The organism is Cellulomonas sp. P4_H4 (assembly GCF_056400865.1).
The window spans coordinates 813,506-828,883 of sequence record NZ_JBFUKL010000001.1 but is presented as its reverse complement, the minus strand read 5'-3'; the positions used below and the strand labels follow the sequence as shown (position 1 = coordinate 828,883).

15 protein-coding genes and 1 tRNA gene are annotated in these 15,378 nt (G+C 71.8%); 8 read left to right on the top strand and 8 right to left on the bottom strand.

Annotated elements, in window-relative coordinates:
- The first annotated feature begins 5 nt into the window (after window positions 1–5).
- On the top strand, window positions 6–833 hold the full coding sequence (locus AC1DPN_RS04125; RefSeq protein ID WP_477083426.1) for a PhzF family phenazine biosynthesis protein: 828 nt from the start codon (window positions 6–8) through the stop codon (window positions 831–833).
- A 63-nt stretch (window positions 834–896) separates the two neighbouring features.
- On the opposite strand, the gene AC1DPN_RS04120 is transcribed toward AC1DPN_RS04125, so the two are convergent.
- Window positions 897–1,469: an NADPH-dependent F420 reductase gene (locus AC1DPN_RS04120; protein ID WP_477083425.1), complete on the bottom strand. Its 573-nt coding sequence runs from the start codon at window positions 1,467–1,469 to the stop codon at window positions 897–899.
- 141 nt (window positions 1,470–1,610) lie between these two features.
- Between AC1DPN_RS04120 and AC1DPN_RS04115 the strand changes: the two genes are divergently transcribed.
- From AC1DPN_RS04115 to ligD, 3 genes are all read left to right on the top strand, one after another.
- On the top strand, window positions 1,611–1,982 hold the full coding sequence (locus AC1DPN_RS04115; protein WP_477083424.1) for an ArsR/SmtB family transcription factor: 372 nt from the start codon (window positions 1,611–1,613) through the stop codon (window positions 1,980–1,982).
- The gene (locus AC1DPN_RS04110) at window positions 1,979–3,649 is read left to right on the top strand and encodes a SulP family inorganic anion transporter (protein WP_477083423.1); all 1,671 of its coding nucleotides are present in this window, start codon (window positions 1,979–1,981) and stop codon (window positions 3,647–3,649) included. Before AC1DPN_RS04115 ends, AC1DPN_RS04110 begins: the two co-directional genes overlap by 4 nt.
- A 77-nt stretch (window positions 3,650–3,726) precedes the next feature.
- On the top strand, window positions 3,727–4,689 hold the full coding sequence (ligD, locus tag AC1DPN_RS04105; RefSeq protein WP_477083422.1) for a non-homologous end-joining DNA ligase: 963 nt from the start codon (window positions 3,727–3,729) through the stop codon (window positions 4,687–4,689).
- A 149-nt stretch (window positions 4,690–4,838) separates the two neighbouring features.
- Here the strand turns inward: ligD and AC1DPN_RS04100 are convergent.
- Both AC1DPN_RS04100 and AC1DPN_RS04095 read right to left on the bottom strand, forming a co-directional pair.
- Window positions 4,839–4,912: transfer RNA gene (locus tag AC1DPN_RS04100), tRNA-Met, on the bottom strand.
- Between the two features lie 94 nt (window positions 4,913–5,006).
- On the bottom strand, window positions 5,007–7,973 hold the full coding sequence (locus tag AC1DPN_RS04095) for a UPF0182 family membrane protein (RefSeq protein ID WP_477083421.1): 2,967 nt from the start codon (window positions 7,971–7,973) through the stop codon (window positions 5,007–5,009).
- Between the two features lie 196 nt (window positions 7,974–8,169).
- Between AC1DPN_RS04095 and AC1DPN_RS04090 the strand changes: the two genes are divergently transcribed.
- Entirely contained in the window at window positions 8,170–8,721 is a 552-nt protein-coding gene (locus tag AC1DPN_RS04090; protein WP_477083420.1) for a PPA1309 family protein, read from the top strand.
- 18 nt (window positions 8,722–8,739) lie between these two features.
- Here the strand turns inward: AC1DPN_RS04090 and AC1DPN_RS04085 are convergent, their stop codons facing one another.
- Window positions 8,740–9,864 carry a YlbL family protein gene (locus tag AC1DPN_RS04085; RefSeq protein WP_477083419.1) on the bottom strand — a complete coding sequence of 375 codons (1,125 nt, stop codon included), beginning with the start codon at window positions 9,862–9,864 and terminating at the stop codon, window positions 8,740–8,742.
- 29 nt (window positions 9,865–9,893) lie between these two features.
- The gene (locus AC1DPN_RS04080) at window positions 9,894–10,946 is read right to left on the bottom strand and encodes an NAD-dependent epimerase/dehydratase family protein (RefSeq protein ID WP_477083418.1); all 1,053 of its coding nucleotides are present in this window, start codon (window positions 10,944–10,946) and stop codon (window positions 9,894–9,896) included.
- 139 nt (window positions 10,947–11,085) lie between these two features.
- Here AC1DPN_RS04080 and AC1DPN_RS04075 point away from each other — a divergent pair, with 139 nt between their 5' ends.
- Window positions 11,086–12,486 (top strand): zinc-dependent metalloprotease, encoded by a 1,401-nt coding sequence (locus AC1DPN_RS04075; RefSeq protein WP_477083417.1) that lies wholly within the window; start codon window positions 11,086–11,088, stop codon window positions 12,484–12,486.
- Window positions 12,487–12,493: 7 nt separating this feature from the next.
- Here the strand turns inward: AC1DPN_RS04075 and AC1DPN_RS04070 are convergent, their stop codons facing one another.
- Window positions 12,494–13,147 (bottom strand): SprT-like domain-containing protein, encoded by a 654-nt coding sequence (locus AC1DPN_RS04070; protein ID WP_477083416.1) that lies wholly within the window; start codon window positions 13,145–13,147, stop codon window positions 12,494–12,496.
- 192 nt (window positions 13,148–13,339) lie between these two features.
- Here AC1DPN_RS04070 and AC1DPN_RS04065 point away from each other — a divergent pair, with 192 nt between their 5' ends.
- On the top strand, window positions 13,340–13,498 hold the full coding sequence (locus tag AC1DPN_RS04065; protein ID WP_175348182.1) for a DUF5679 domain-containing protein: 159 nt from the start codon (window positions 13,340–13,342) through the stop codon (window positions 13,496–13,498).
- 146 nt (window positions 13,499–13,644) lie between these two features.
- Entirely contained in the window at window positions 13,645–14,592 is a 948-nt protein-coding gene (locus AC1DPN_RS04060) for a ThiF family adenylyltransferase (protein WP_477083415.1), read from the top strand.
- 3 nt (window positions 14,593–14,595) lie between these two features.
- Here AC1DPN_RS04060 and AC1DPN_RS04055 read toward each other — a convergent pair whose 3' ends face one another.
- Both AC1DPN_RS04055 and AC1DPN_RS04050 read right to left on the bottom strand, forming a co-directional pair.
- Window positions 14,596–14,949 (bottom strand): WhiB family transcriptional regulator, encoded by a 354-nt coding sequence (locus tag AC1DPN_RS04055; RefSeq protein ID WP_477083414.1) that lies wholly within the window; start codon window positions 14,947–14,949, stop codon window positions 14,596–14,598.
- Between the two features lie 141 nt (window positions 14,950–15,090).
- The gene (locus tag AC1DPN_RS04050; RefSeq protein ID WP_477083413.1) at window positions 15,091–15,279 is read right to left on the bottom strand and encodes a hypothetical protein; all 189 of its coding nucleotides are present in this window, start codon (window positions 15,277–15,279) and stop codon (window positions 15,091–15,093) included.
- Window positions 15,280–15,378: the final 99 nt, after the last annotated feature.

Sequence of the window (15,378 nt, the reverse complement as noted above, 5' to 3'; positions counted from 1 at the left end):
GGCGCATGAAGATCCTGAGGTACCGGGCGTTCACCACTGCCGAGCCCAGCCCTGAGTCCGGGAACCCGGCCGGCGTCGTGCTGGATGCCGAGGAGCTCACCGACGCCGAGATGCTCCGGATCGCGGCAGAGCTCGGCTTCAGCGAGACGGCCTTCCTCACGTCGATCGACCATGACGCCGCGCGCGTGCGGTACTTCACCCCGCGCGCGGAGATCGCGTTCTGCGGCCACGCGACGATCGCGTCGGGGGTGGCCCTGGCACGGCAGCGCGGCTCGGCCGACGTGGTGCGGCTGACGACGAACGCCGGGCTCGTCCCCGTGGAGGTGACCACGGAACGGGCGACGCTGGTGGCCGTCGACACCGAGGTCGAGGACCTCGACGACGGCCTCCTCGACGAGCTGCTGACCGCTCTACGGCTCGACCGGGGCGACCTCGACCCCGTGATGCGTCCGGCGCTCGTGCACGGTGGCAACCTGCACCCACTCGTCGCGGTGCGGGCCGGCGTCCTCGAACGGCTCGACCACGACGGCGACGCGGTGCTGAAGCTGCAGGACCGTCAGGGGTGGGACGGCACGGTGCCCGTCGTCGAGCGGCTCACGGCAACCCGGTTTGCCTCGCGCAACCCGTTCCCACGCGGTGGCATCCGGGAGGATCCGGCGACGGGGTCAGCCGCGGCCGGCCTCGGCGCGTACCTGCGGACCCGCGGGCACGTCGACGCACCCGCGGTGCTCACCGTCGACCAGGGTGCCGAGGCGGGGCGACCGTCGCTGCTCGTCGTGGAGGTACCGCGCGAGGGCCGGGTGCGGGTCTCCGGGAGCGCGGAGGAGATGTAACGCACGCGGGCCGCTCCGCGACGGTGATCGCGGAGCGGCCCGGGTCGGGTCGGACGCTGGTGGTCAGAGGACGCCGAAGCCGCCGGTCCACGAGATCTTCTCGCCGACGGCGAGGACCAGCTGCTGGAACCCGATCGCCTCGAGCTCGTGCGCGCGGGCCAGCGAGCCGGCGTCGACGCCCTTGACCCCACCGGACTCGACGGCCGCGATGAGGGCCGACTTGGCGTCGTTGTCGTCGCCCGCCACCAGGACGGTCGTCGGCGATCCGCCGACCTGCTTCGAGGACAGCGTCGCGGCGAACGTGGTGTTGAACGCCTTGAGGACCTTCGAGGCCGGGAGCTTCGCGGCGATCTCCGCGGCGGCAGAGCTTCCCGCGGGCACGACGAGCGAGTCGAACGTCTCGAAGTTCAGCGGGTTCGTGATGTCGACGACGGTCTTGCCTGCGAGCTGGTCGCCGTAGCTGTCGACGATGCCGTCCACGGCGGCGTACGGCACCGCGAGGATCACCGTGTCGCCCAGCGGCGCCGTGCCGACGTCCTCACGCGTGACGTAGGCGACGTCGTTGCCGCCGTCGGCCAGGACTCCGCCGATCGCGTTCGCCATGCTGCCGGTTCCGATGATGCTGAAGTTCGCCACGGTCCTGCTCCTCGCTCGGGTAATTACTTGTATCTACAACTAAGACTCTACTCCTCGATGGTTGTAGAGACAAGTGATTCCGTGGTGAGGATCGAAGGTCGCGCTCGATCGCCGTGGGCGACGCGATATGATGATTTCATCATGCCGCACAGTCAGCCGTTCTCCCGGAGTCAGCGCCCCCTGTACGAGGTCAAGGCGGGCCTGTTCAAGGGCCTGTCCCACCCGTTCCGGATCCGACTCCTCGAGCTTCTGGCCGACGGCGAGGAGCACACCGTCGCCGAGCTCCAGGCGCAGACCGGGCTCGAGGCGTCACACCTGTCGCAGCACCTGGCCGTCTTGCGCCGCCACCGCCTGGTCGAGTCCGACCGGCGCGCGAGCCACGTGCACTACCGACTGGCGCACCCGGAGGTCGCCGAGCTGCTCGCGGTCGCCCGTCGGCTGCTCGTGGACATCGTGACCACCGACAGCGCCATGCTCGACGACGTCGCGGGCCTGCCCGCCCTGTCTCGATGACGCGGCTGCGGGCGTCCGCACTGCGTCTGCTCCCGAGCCGGGCCGACTACGCCGAGCTCCCCCGCTCGTGGCGCGGCGACCTGCTCGCGGGACTCACCGTCGGCATCGTCGCCCTTCCGCTGGCGCTTGGCTTCGGCATCGCGTCCGGCGCCGGCGCAGAAGCCGGGCTGGTCACCGCGATCGTCGCTGGGCTGGTCGCGGCGGTGTTCGGCGGCTCCCACGTCCAGGTGTCCGGACCGACGGGAGCCATGGTCGTCGTCCTGGCGCCCGTCGTCGCGGCACACGGCGTCGGGGCCGTGGCGCTCGTGACGCTCATGGCAGGGGTCCTGGTCGTCCTCGCGGGCGTCGCCCGGCTGGGCCGAGCGGTGTCGTTCATCCCGTGGCCCGTCATCGAGGGGTTCACGCTCGGGATCGCCGTCATCATCTTCCTGCAGCAGGTGCCCGCCCTGACCGGAGCCGACGGGACGTCAGGACCGCACACCAACGTCGTCGCCTCAGCGGTCTCCTCGTTGACGCACGCCGATCCCGTCACGCTCGCGTGGTCGCTCGCCGCCGTGGGCGTCGTGGCCGCCTGCATGCTGCTGCTCCCCCGGCTGCGACGCGGCATCCCCGGATCGCTCGTCGGCATCATCCTGGTGACGCTCGCGACGCTCGCCCTGCACGCCCCGCTCGCGACCATCGGCGCCCTCCCGCACTCGTTGCCGGCCCCCGCGCTCCCCGCCCTCGACCCGGCGACCATGCAGGCGCTGCTCCCCGCAGCGCTCACGGTGGCGGCGCTCGCGGCGATCGAGTCGTTGCTGTCGGCCCGGGTCGCCGCCTCCGTCGCGGACACCGGCGCGTACGACCCCGACCGCGAGCTGCTCGGCCAGGGTCTGGCGTCGCTCGCAGCCGGCCTCTTCGGAGGGATGCCGGCGACCGGGGCGATCGCCCGCACGGCGGTCAACGTCCGATCGGGTGCGCGCACCCGGGCCGCCGCCGCGGCGCACGCGCTCGTCCTGCTCCTCGTGGTTCTCGTCGTCGCTGGCCCGGTCGCCCAGATCCCCCTGGCCGCACTGTCCGGCGTGCTGATGGTGACCGCCGTGCGCATGGTGCACGTCGCGACCGCCCGGTCGATCCTGCGTTCGACCCGCGCCGACGCCGTCGCCTTCGTCGTGACGGCCGTCGTCACGGTCTCGGTCGACCTCATCGTCGCCGTCGCCATCGGCGTCGTCGTCGCGGGTGCGTTCGCCCTGCGTGGCCTCGCCCGCGCCGCGGGTGTCGCCCGCGAGCCGGTGCCGGGCAAGCCACAGCCCGGCGACGAGCGGATCGCGATCGTCCGCATCGACGGACCGCTCTTCTTCGCCGCCGCCGACCGCGTGCTCGACGAGGTCACGGGGCTCGACGACGTGACGGTCGTCGTCCTGCGCATGTCGCAGCTCGAGCTCGTCGACGCCACAGGGGCCCACGTGCTCAGCGAGATCGTGCAGCGGCTCGAGGCCCGTGACGTGACGGTGCTCATCAAGGGTGTGCGCGACGGGCACGTCGAGCTGTTCCGCACCGTCGGCGTGCTCGACGCGCTGCGCCATCACGCGCACCTGTTCGACGACCTGGACGCCGCCGTCGCGCACGCGCGCGACCACGTGCGCCGGGCGGGGAACCCACTCGCCGCCGACTTGAGGGCCGCGTAGGCATCGGCCGGTCAGAGAGCGCGCGCGTCCGCTCCGATCGACGCGCCGCGGAGCCACGCAGCGCGCTTGAATGAGGAATGGCCCCGGAACACTCACCCGCGATCGAGCTCGAGGTCGGGTCCCGCACCGTGCGGCTCTCCAACCCCGACCGCGTCTACTTCCCCACCAGCGGAGCGACCAAGCTCGACCTCGCGAACTACTACCTCGCCGTGGGTGACGGGGTCGTGCGTGCGCTGCGGGATCGCCCGTGCATGCTGCACCGCTACCCGACGGGCGTCGCCGGGGAGAAGGTGCACCAGAAGCGGCTGCCACGCGGCGCGCCGCCGTGGATGGAGACGGTGGAGGTCTACTTCCCGCGCTACGGCCGCACCGCCGACGAGCTGTGCGTGACCGAGCTGGCCCACGTGATCTGGGCGGTGCAGATGTCGACGGTCGAGTTCCACCCGTGGAACAGTCGCCGGGCCGACACCGAACGCCCTGACGAGTGGCGCATCGACCTCGACCCGATGCCCGACTGCCCCTTCGACCGGGTGCGGCGGGTGGCGCACCTGGCACAGGACGTCCTGGACGAGCTGGGCGCGGTCGGCTGGCCGAAGACCTCCGGAGGCTCCGGCCTGCATGTCTACGTCCGGGTTGCGCCCGCACTCGGGTTCGCGGACGTGCGCCGGGCGGCGCTCGCCTTCGCGCGGGAGCTGGAGCGCCGTGCACCGGACGACGTCACGACCGAGTGGTGGCGGCGCGACCGGGACCCGTCGCTCGTGTTCGTCGACTACAACCAGAACGCGCGCGACCACACCATCGCCTCGGCCTACTCGGTGCGCGGAACTCCGGACGCCACGGTGTCGACGCCCTTGCGCTGGGACGAGATCGACGACGTCGATCCTCGCGACTGCACCCTGCGCACGGTCCCCGCACGGTATGCCGAGCTCGGCGACCTCCATGCCGGGATCGACGACGCGGTGTTCGACCTGGCGCCGCTGCTGCGCTGGGCCGAGCGCGACGAGCACGACGGAGCCCCCGCGCCCCCGGAGGGCGACTGATGAGGTGCGGTGACGCGGAGGTACGCCGTGGCCGATGTCGTCAGGCATGCGGCCGGTGGAGCGATCACCGCGGACGCGCGTCCGCACCCGCGATCGACTGCTCGAACGACGAAGGCCCGGACCATCAGGTCCGGGCCTTCGTCATGTTGTAGCGGGGGCAGGATTTGAACCTGCGACCTCTGGGTTATGAGCCCAGCGAGCTACCGAGCTGCTCCACCCCGCGTCGGTGAGTACAACCTATCGCACCCCGCAGGAGCACCCAAATCCTGGCGGCCCGACCGGCGGTTGCGTACGTCACAACCGCCGGTCGGGAAGCGTCACGGGTTCAGCCGCGCCTCGGCCGCGAGCGCGGCGTCGATCGCCGAGTCGAGGCTCTTCTGGGCCTCGCCGTAGGCGGCGAAGTCGCCGATCGCGAGGGCGGCCTGGCCGTCCTGGATCGCCTTGTTGGCCTGCTGGAGCGCCTTGGTCAGGTCGGCGCGGGCGGCGGCCTGGTCGTCGGGGCTGACAGTGCCTCCGCCGTCGTCCGTGCCACCACCCGTGTCGTCGGGCGGCGTCGTGGGCTCGGCGCCGGGATCCGTGCCGGCGTCGCCGGCGTCCGCACCGGAGTCGCCGCCGAACACCTGGTCGAGGGCACCGTCGAGGGTGTCCGCGAAGCCGATGTTGTCGCCGAAGCCGACCAGCACGCGCTGCAGCAGCGGGAACGTCGTGCCGCTGGCGGCCTGGACGTAGACGGGCTGCACGTACAGCAGGCCGCCGCCGACCGGAAGGGTGAGCAGGTTGCCGCGCCGGACCTTCGAGTCACCACGGCCCAGGATGTTGAGCTCGTTGGAGACCGTCGGGTCGGACGTGAAGTTGTTGTTCATCTGGCCGGGGCCGGGGACGGTCGAGTCGCGGGGCAGCTCGAGCAGCCGCAGCTTGCCGTAGTCCTCCGACGGCTTGCCCGCCACGTTGCCCGCGTCCGCGTCCACCGCGAGGTAGCCGGTGAGCACGTTACGGGCGTTGCCGGTCGGGATGAACGTCGACATGAGCGAGAACTTGGCGTCCTTCTGGTCGGGCATCTTCAAGGTCAGGTAGTACGGCGGCTGCGGGACGGCGACCGTGCTCGTCGGGTCGTCCGGGTTGTTCCAGAAGTCGTTGCCCGAGAAGAACTGCCCGGCGTCCGTGACGTGATAGCTGGTGAGCAGGTTGCGCTGCACCTTGAACAGGTCCTCGGGGTAGCGCAGGTGGCTCATCGTGGCGCCGTCGATCTCGGAGATCGGCTTGAGCGTCGACGGGAAGGTCTTGGACCACGCCTTGAGGATCGGGTCGTCGGCGTCCCACGCGTAGAGCGTGACCGAGCCGTCGTAGGCGTCGACCGTGGCCTTCACCGAGTTGCGGATGTAGTTCACGTTCTTCGGCTGCAGCGCCTGGATGGTCTCCGACGTCTCGGTCAGCGAGTCCGTCGTCGCGGCGTCCAGCGAGCGTGACGCCGAGTAGGGGTACTGGTCCGTCGTCGTGTAGCCGTCGACGATCCACTTGACCTCACCGTTCACGACCGCCGGGTACACGCGGCCGTCGAGCGTCAGGTAGGGGGCCACCTTCTGCACGCGCTCGCGCGGGTCGCGGTCGTAGAGGATCTGCGAGTCGTCGGTGACGCGGTCGGAGAACAGGATGTTGCCCTGGCCGAACTTCAGCGCGTAGAGCAGCTTGTTCAGCGGGTCGCCGATGCTCGGGCCGGCGCTGACGGTCTGCGTCGGGAAGCGGGTGTTGACCGCGCCCGAGGACTTGTCGTCCGGGTAGTCGAGCTCCCAGCCCGTGGTGCCCTCCGGTCCTCCGACGATCGAGTACTCGGGCGACTTCGGGCTGAAGTAGATCCGGGGCTCGTACTCGCCCATGTCACCGGTCGACGGGATGCCGCCCTCCCAGAAGTCGGGGGCGCCGCGCGCGGCGGTCGTGTTGCCGAAAGCGGCCACGACGCCGAACCCGTGCGTGTAGACCGTCGCGTCGTTGGTCCAGTTGCGCTGCTGGGCGTTCAGGCCGCCGAGGTCGAGCTCGCGCACCGCGATCACCGTGTCGCGGCTCTCACCGTTGACCTCGTAGCGGTCCACCGCCAGCGAGTCCGGGAAGTCGTAGAAGCCTCGGATCTGCTCGAGCTGCTTGAACGAGGGGCTGACGACCTGGGGGTCGAGGAGCCGGATCGACGCGGTCGTCTCGGCGTCCTGCCGCAGAGCCCCGGCCTCGGCCGTCACCTTGGCCGTGTAGTCCGTCTTCTCGACGTCCTGCAGACCGTAGGCGTCGAGCGTCGCGTTGATGTTCCGGGCGATGTAGTCCGCCTCGGCGTCCTGCTGGTTCGGCTGGACCTGGAACTTCTGCACGACGGCCGGGTAGATCCCGCCGACGGCGATCGCGGCGACGACCATCAGGCCGACGCCGATCGCGGGCAGCCGCCAGTTGCCGCGCACGGCGGTCGCGATGAACATCACGGCGACGAAGACCGCGATGCCCGCGAGGATCGCCTTGGACGGGATGACCGCGTGCACGTCCGTGAACGAGGCGCCTGCGAACTTGTTGCCCTGGCTCTTGGTCAGGATCGAGTAGCGGTCCAGCCAGTAGTTCGCGGCGATCAGCAGCATGATCACCGCGGCGATGACCGAGAGCTGGACGCGAGCCGCCCGGGTGGTCCGCGGCGCCCCGCCGCGCTGGCCACCGATCCGCAGCCCGCCGTAGAGGTACTGCGTCGCGACGGCGCCGATGCCGGCGAGCACGGCGACGGCCATCAGGAACGACGTGATGAACCGCAGGCCCGGCAGCGTGAACATGTAGAAGCCGAGGTCGATGTTGTACTGCGGGTCGACCTCGCCCACGGTCCCGCCGTGGATCCAGAGCTGGATGGTCGCCCACTGCTGCGACGCCGCCGCGCCCGCGAACAGGCCGAGCACCGCCGGTCCGACGATCATGACGAGCCTGCGCAGCGGCTCGATCGCCTCGCGGTACTGGTCGAGGTTGGCCTGCTCCTGCGTGGACGGCGCGTAGACCGGCCGCGACCGGTAGCCGAAGTTCAGGCTCCAGCCCACCGCGCCGGCCATGATCAGGAAGCCCGCGACGAACAGGATCAGCCGCGTGCCCCACTCGGTGAGCAGCACCTGGCCGAAGCCGAGCTGGCGGTACCAGAGGACCTCGGTCCACACCTGGGCCAGGATCAGGACGAGGACCACGAGCGCGCCCAGCACGATCAGGGTGGGCACGAGCGGGCCCCGGCGGCGTGGACGAGCCGGGGCCGGGCGGGGCGGGTTGGCGGAAGTCACAGTGCTGCGGTCCTCGTCGTCGTCGTCGGCCAGACACCGAAAAGGCTGGTCTGGCAGGTGTGGCACGGTACCGGACCGGCCTGAACGGACAAACCGATGACGGGCGACCGCTCGAACGGTGAACGCCCCGGTCGTTGCGCCAGTTCCCGCCGTTACCGGTTCGAGTCCCGACGCGCTCGAGTGCGACCATAGGGCCGTGACCGAACCCGTCCTGGATCCCGCTCGCGTTGCCCTCGCCGAGTCCGTCCTCGAGATCGAGCGCCACGTCGCCGACGCCGGGTGGGACGGACCCGTCCGCGTCTTCGCGCTGGTCCGCACGCAGGAGGCGCTGCTCACCGAGCCCGGGCTCGCGTCGCAGCTCGACCCGGCCGTCCTTGCCGCAGCGACCGCCCACCCCTGGCACCTGACGTCGATCGAGCAGGAGGACCTGCCCGCGGCCCCTGATCTCGAGACCCTGCTCGCCGGACTCTCGTGGCCCGAGACGGTCGACGGTATGGCCGTCACGGTCGAGCGCGTCGTGCTCCCGCCGGCCGCCGAGGAGGCGATGCCGAAGGAGGCGTCGGCAGCGCTGGAGTACCTGCTCGCCCACCCCGAGCGTCAGGACGTGCGGCTGGTCGTCGGCGCTCTGCGTGGCGGGCCGTCATGGTGCGCGGTGCGGACGCGCGCGAACGACGACGCCGAGCAGGTCGGCCAGGGGCCGGACCTCGTGCCCGGACTCGTCGCCGCGGTGTTCTCGACGTTCGACTGACCCCGTTCGACGGAGCCTCTACGGCGCCGTGCAGGTCGGCAGGTCGTCCGTCGTGCCCGCGCCGATCGCGATCATCGCGGCCCGGGCCTCGGCCAGGGTCGAGATCTTCGTGACGCTCAGTCCGTCCGGCACGTGCCCGACCACCTCGTCGCAGTTCGACGACGGAGCCAGGAACCACGTCGCCCCGTCACGCTGCGCGCCGGCGAGCTTCTGCCGGATGCCGCCGATGGGACCAACCTTGCCGTTGACGTCGATGGTGCCGGTGCCGGCGATGTCCTTGCCGTCCGTCTCGTCCTCCGGCGTCATCTTGTCGACGATGCCGAGCGCGAACATCGTGCCCGCACTGGGGCCGCCGATGTCGTCGATGCTGATCGTCACGTCGACCGGGAAGTCGAACGTCGGGTCGATGTAGATGCCGATCTGCGCCGTGCCGTCGTCCCGGGTACCGGTGATGATCGGGACGTCGACGGTCTGGCCGTGCCGCTTGACCGTCAACGTGATCGTCGAGCCCGGCTCGACGTCGGCCAGGTGGTCGAGCAGCGTCGTGTAGTCGGGCACCGTGATCCCGTCGATCGCGACGATCACGTCGCCCTCCTCGACCTTGCCGTCGGCGTCCGTCCCTTCGACGGTGCCCGCCACGGCGAGCGTGGCAGGAACCTCGTACCCGAGCTCGGTGAGTGCGGCGACCGTCGCGTTCTCCTGGGAGGAGACCATCTCGGCGTTGTTCGACTCGTCGATCTCGTCCTGCGACGCGTCCGGCGGGTAGAGCGTCTCGACCGGGAGCACCACCGACGACGTCGAGAACCAGCCGTCGATCACGTCACGGATGGTCGACGGGAACCCGGGACCGCCGGTGCCCGAGACGGTCGTCAGGCGCAGCTCCCCCGTGGTCGGGAACGTGTCGGCGCCGCTGATCTGGATGAGCGGTGTGCCGTCGTGCTCCCCCAGGACGTCCCGCGTGGGACCCGGGCTGTTCACCGCGTACGGCGTCGGCAGCACGATCAGCACGGCCAGGAGCACGGCGGTGGCCAGCATCCCGACGGAGAGCATGATCGAGCGCGGGCTCGCGCGCTGGGCGGGTTCGTCGTACGCGTACGGCGGACCGATCTCGGGGTCCGACGGCACCGGGGGCTGCTCGAGCACGCCCCGATCATCCCCTACCCCGGCGTTCGTCAACGTCCCCGCCGCGCGCGGGCCTGCCGCCACACCGCGGCTGTGCCCAGGAACGCCACGGCGGCGCCCGCCGCGCCGATCGCCGCGGCATCGCGCGTGCCGAGCCGCCGACCCGCCACCGCCACCCGGCCCTGCACGCCCTCGAGCAGCACGTCGAGGCACGCCGCGCTCGTCCAGGTCGGCGCCCACCCCGCCGCGCGCAGGCCGTCCGACGCCACGGTCCACGGGTAGACGACGAACGCCAGCTCCGCCGCAGGCGACGGCAGTACGCCGACCCTGTGCAGACGCTCGGCCGTGCCGAATGCGGTCGTCGCGGCCAGCTCGATCCGACGCATCCCGGACGCCCGCTCGACCTGCTCGGGAGTCAGCACGTCCCCGGCGCCCACGGTCAGGGTCCCGGTGAGCCGGTGCTCGACCGCGAACCGAGCGGCGGACGCCAGGTCCTCGACGTGGACGAACTGCCACTCCCTGGTCGCCTCCCGCACGGTGAGGAGCCGCGGCGCCTCGAAGTGCCGCGTCACGAACGTGTCGACACCCGGGCCGGCAAGGGCCGCGGGCCGCAGGATCGTAAGGAGCGGTCTTGCCCGCTTCGCACCGCGCTCGAGCACCGCCTCCATGGCGAGCAGGTCGCCGACGAGACCGTCGCGCGACGCCTCGTCGACTGCTGCCACGGGGTCCTCGTCCCGGATCTCCGCGCGGTCGGGCCACGCACCGTGCACCACGGCCGACGAGATCGCGACCAGGTGCCGGACGCCGACCGCTCGCGCCGCGGCCAGGGTCCGCTGCGTGTGCGCGACGACGTCGGCCTGCCTGTCCCGCTGACCGCGCGTCCCGACGACCTCCTGCTCCCCCGAGTGCCCGACGAGCACCACCACGGAGGCGCCGACGAGCCTCAACCGAGCGCCGTGCACCGGAAGCTCGTCGACCGTGCGCACGACGCCGGGCCAGCCGGCAGCGACCGCTCGCGCGACCGGACCCCGCCCGACGACGACGACCTCGTCGACACCGGCCGGCCCGACGTCGGTGCTCGACGGCTCGACGTCCGCGCTCACCGCACCACGCTTCGGGCTGCGCCCTGAGCGAACCTGCTCCTTCACCGTTCCCCGATCTCCTGGCTGCGTGGTTACCGTGGATCGCAGCCCGCCCATATCGTCGCAGGTCGACCTACACAAGGCGTTCCAGGAGGTCCACGTGAGCCCCGACAGCTCGGCCGTGCCAGGCGACGGCGTCCCTGCCTGGGAGCAGATGATGCGCGCCATGCTGGGCGAGGGAGCCGACGAGGCGATCCGCGAGCTGCAGGAGCGCGGCTTCGATCCTGCCGCGATGGCCGCCGCCTCGGGTCTGCCCGACGACCCGGCCGCGCTGCAGCAGGTGGTGGCGCAGGTCCAGGCGCTGCTGTCGGCCTCCGGCGACGAGCCGGTGAACTGGCAGATGGCCCACGACCTCGCCCGCCAGCAGGCCGCCGTCGGCGGCGACCCCTCGCTGACGTCGGGGCAGACCAAGCAGGTTCTCGACGCGCTGGCGGTTGCCGAGCTGTGGCTCGACGCCGCGACCGACCTGCCGCCGTCGACGGGAGCGCCGCACGCGTGGAGTCGCGCCGAGTGGGTCGAGGCGACCCTGCCGACGTGGCGCACCCTGACCGAACCCGTCGCGTCGTCGTTGTCGAGTGCTCTCGTCAACGCGCTCGGCGGTTCCCTGCCGCTCGACCTCGGTGAGCAGGAGCTGCCCGGCCTCGATCCCGCCCACCTGCTGCGTCAGCTCGGGTCGGCCGTGTTCGGCATGCAGGTCGGCCAGGCCGCGGGCACGCTCGCCCGCGACGTGTTCGGCACCACCGACATCGGCCTGCCGCTCCTCGACAAGCCCGCGCCCGCGCTCGTCGCCGCGAACGTCGACGCGTTCGCCGAGGGCCTCGACGCACCGATCGACGAGGTACGCCTGTTCCTGGCGGTGCGCGAGGCAGCGGCGACGCGGCTGTTCACGCACGTCCCGTGGCTGCGCTCGCACCTGCTGTCCACCGTCGAGGCCTACGCCCGCGGCATCACCATCGACGTCGACCAGCTCGAGGAGGCCGTCTCGGCGATCGATCCCACCGACGCCGAGGCGCTCCAGCAGGCACTCTCCGGCGGCGTGTTCGCGCCGCACACCACTCCCGAGCAGCTCGCCGCGCTCGAGCGCCTGGAGACGTCGCTGGCGCTCGTGGAGGGCTGGGTCGACGAGGTCGCGTCGAACGCGGCGCTGCCGCACCTGCCGCACACGATGGCGCTGCGGGAGATGATCCGTCGTCGTCGCGCCGCCGGCGGTCCTGCCGAGCAGACCTTCTCCAACCTGGTCGGGCTCGAGCTGCGGCCCCGCCGCCTCCGGGACGCCGCCGCGCTGTGGGCCCAGATCGCGCGCGACAACGGCGCGACCGCGCGTGACGCCGTCTGGGACCACCCCGACCTGCTGCCGAGCACCGAGGACCTGGACGACCCGTCCGGCTACGCCGCTCGCCGCGCGACCGCGGTGGACGACGCAGCGGAGGTCGACCGCGCGCTGGCCGAGATCTTCGGCGAGGACCCGGACGCCGGTCCGGACCCCGACCCCCGGGCGTGACGCGCCGCTAGGCCTCGGTGCCGAACAGGGTCTCGCTGAACTCCTCGTCGAGGCCCTTGCCGGAGTCGGCGTCGACCACCGCGTCCTCGTCGTCGTCGAAGCCGGGCCCGTCCACCTCGGGCTCGCCGCCTTCGGCAGCCTCGTTCCCGGGGCGGTCCGAGCGGTAGGCGTACCCCTCGAGGAAGCCGCGCGCACGTGCGGTGCGGGGGTACGCGTCGAGCTCGGCCCAGAACTCCGGCCCGTGCCCCGCGTGCAGCAGGTGGGCCAGCTCGTGCAGCAGCACGTAGTCGAGCACCCAGCGCGGCATCCCGCGCACGCGGTCGGAGATCCGGATCGTCGCGTCGGACGGCGTGCACGAACCCCAACGCCGCCCCTGGTTGGTCGACCAGCGCACGCTCTTCGGGATCGCGCGGCCGCCCAGGTAGCGCGTCGACAGGTCGAGCGCCCGCGCCGCGAGCTCGACGTCCGACGGCTTGCGGCGCCGCTCCTGCGCGTCCAGGCGGGCGAGCATGCGCTCGACCCACTCGTTCTCCTGCGCCCTGGTGAACCGTGCGGGGACAGCAACGATCGTGCGGTCGCCCTCGCGCCACGCGGACACCGTGCGCACCCGCTTGCGCGACCGGCGGATCTCGACCTGCGACAGGTCCTGCGTGGACGGCACACGAGAACGCTAGCGCGCGTGCCCCACATGCGGGGTTTCACCTGTGCGCGCCCGGCGAGTCCTGCGAGATCTCGCGGATCTGAGCCCGTTCGGCCACTACTGTGATCGTCGCGCGGGCGTCGGTGCTTCCACCACGCCCGGCCGCCGGCCGGCGGATCCCCGGTCCGGTGCACGACACCGAGGGAGGCCACCATGGCTGAGACGTATGCAGGCGAGTTCTACTGCGTGAAGTGCAAGGAGAAGCGCGAGGCCGAGGGCGACGTCGTCATCTCGGAGTCCGGTCGGCGCATGGCCAAGGCCGTCTGCCCGGTCTGCGGCACGAAGCTGAACCGGATCCTCGGCAAGGCCTGACCGCACCAGCTCTGCGCCACGGGGCATCGTTCGTACGGACGGTGCCCTTCGGCATGTCCGGGGGCTGGTGACTGGCCGAGCCGTGCAGCCCGGCGACCTGTGGACGACGGCCGACGCGCTGGGCGGCCGGGTGCCAGAGTCCTGCGATGCGACTGCGCGATGGGCTCCGAGTGGTGCGTCGGACCGCGACGGAGATCCAGGTCGGCACCGACCCACGGTGGGCCGTACGGCTCACCGACCTTCCGTCCACGGACGCCGAGCAGCTTCCCGAGCTGCTCACGGCTGATCCCGTGCTGGCCGACCTGCTCACCCAGGCGCGGCTCACGCAGGAAGGTCCGGGCGGCACCGTGCCGGCCGGACCGGCGGTGGTCGACGCGCAGGTCTTGTCCTTGCTGCGTCCGGGCGCCGATGGTCCGACGATCGTCCAGGCACGCGAGCGGCGGGTCGTCGCGGTCCTGGGACTCGGTCCGACCGGGCTCGGGATCGCGGCCGGGCTCGCCTCGGCCGGCGTCGGGACGGTGCTGCTCGACGACGGCGGACCGGTCCGCCCCGTCGATGTCGGACCGACCGGGTATCGCTGGACCGACGTCGGCTCGGCGCGCACCTCGGTGGCCGCGCGACTGCTGCGGGACGTGGCACCGCGCGTGTCGACGGAGTCGGTGCGGCCGCCGGAGATCGTCGTGATCGTCGAGACCGACGCCGCTGACCCTGATCGCGGGTCCGCCCTCGTCGCGACCGGGACGCCGCACCTCTCGATCGTCGTGCGCGAGGCCGACACGGTCGTCGGCCCGCTCGTCGTCCCTGGTGACGGCCCGTGCCTGCGCTGCCTGGACCTGCACCGCACCGAGGGCGACCCCGCCTGGCCGGACCTTCTGGGTCAGCTCTGCACGGCTGGGGCAGCCGACGAGCCCGCGGTGACCTCGTGCGTCGCCTCCGGCCTCGGTACCGCCGCGGTGCTCGCGCACCTGGACGGGGTCACCGGCCCGACACCGGGGGTGACGTACGAGATCGCTGCGCCTGACGCCGTGCCGCACCGACGCACGTGGGCGGTGCACCCCGACTGCGGGTGCACCGCCCTGCCGCCTGTCCCGTAGCCATCAGGCTGCGGGGGCGGCGTCCTTGCGGGGGCGTCCACGACCACGCTTGGTCGCGACCACCACACCGCCGATGAAGACCTCTCCACCCCACACGCCCCAGGGCTCGGCCCGCTCGAGCGCGCCTGCGAGGCAGCCCTCGATGAGCGGGCACTCCCGGCAGAGGGCCTTGGCCTGCTCCACCTGGGCGGTCCGCTCGGCGAACCAGAGCTCGGGGTCGTTCGACCGGCACGGGATGAAGTCCGCGACGAGCTGGTCGAACTGCGAACCGTCGTCGGTGGTCGAGATGCTGTCGGTGAGGGGCCAAGGTCCGGATCCGCCCTGGTTCACCGTGTCGAGCAGCGTCGTGAGCCGCACGATGTCCTCCTGATGTCCTTGCTGGTGAGCGTCTTGCGTCAGTGCCGGACCGACGCCTTCGCTCTCCCCGGAGTTCATCGGGAGAAACAGAAAGGCCGCGGGTCCGAGTTCGGACTCCGCGGCCTGTGCCCTCGTCGAGGGTCAGATCATGAGAGTCCGGGTGCTGTGCGTGCGGGGATCGATAGCCATACGACGCTTCTCGCCCGTCGTCGGCACGAAGGCGCCGCCCGTGGGCAGAGCGCTCCCCTGGTACCAACCGGAGATGGGCGCGAGAGATCGCGGAAGGAACGCGCAAACGGCGTTCGACGTCTGGATCTGCTTGATGTTCATCAGGGCACCCACCTCCTTCTACCTCGGGCCCGCGCCTCTCGGCACGGCCCATCAACAGGGACATCGTCACCCTAGGACGGGGTTCCGCAGGGGGACAAC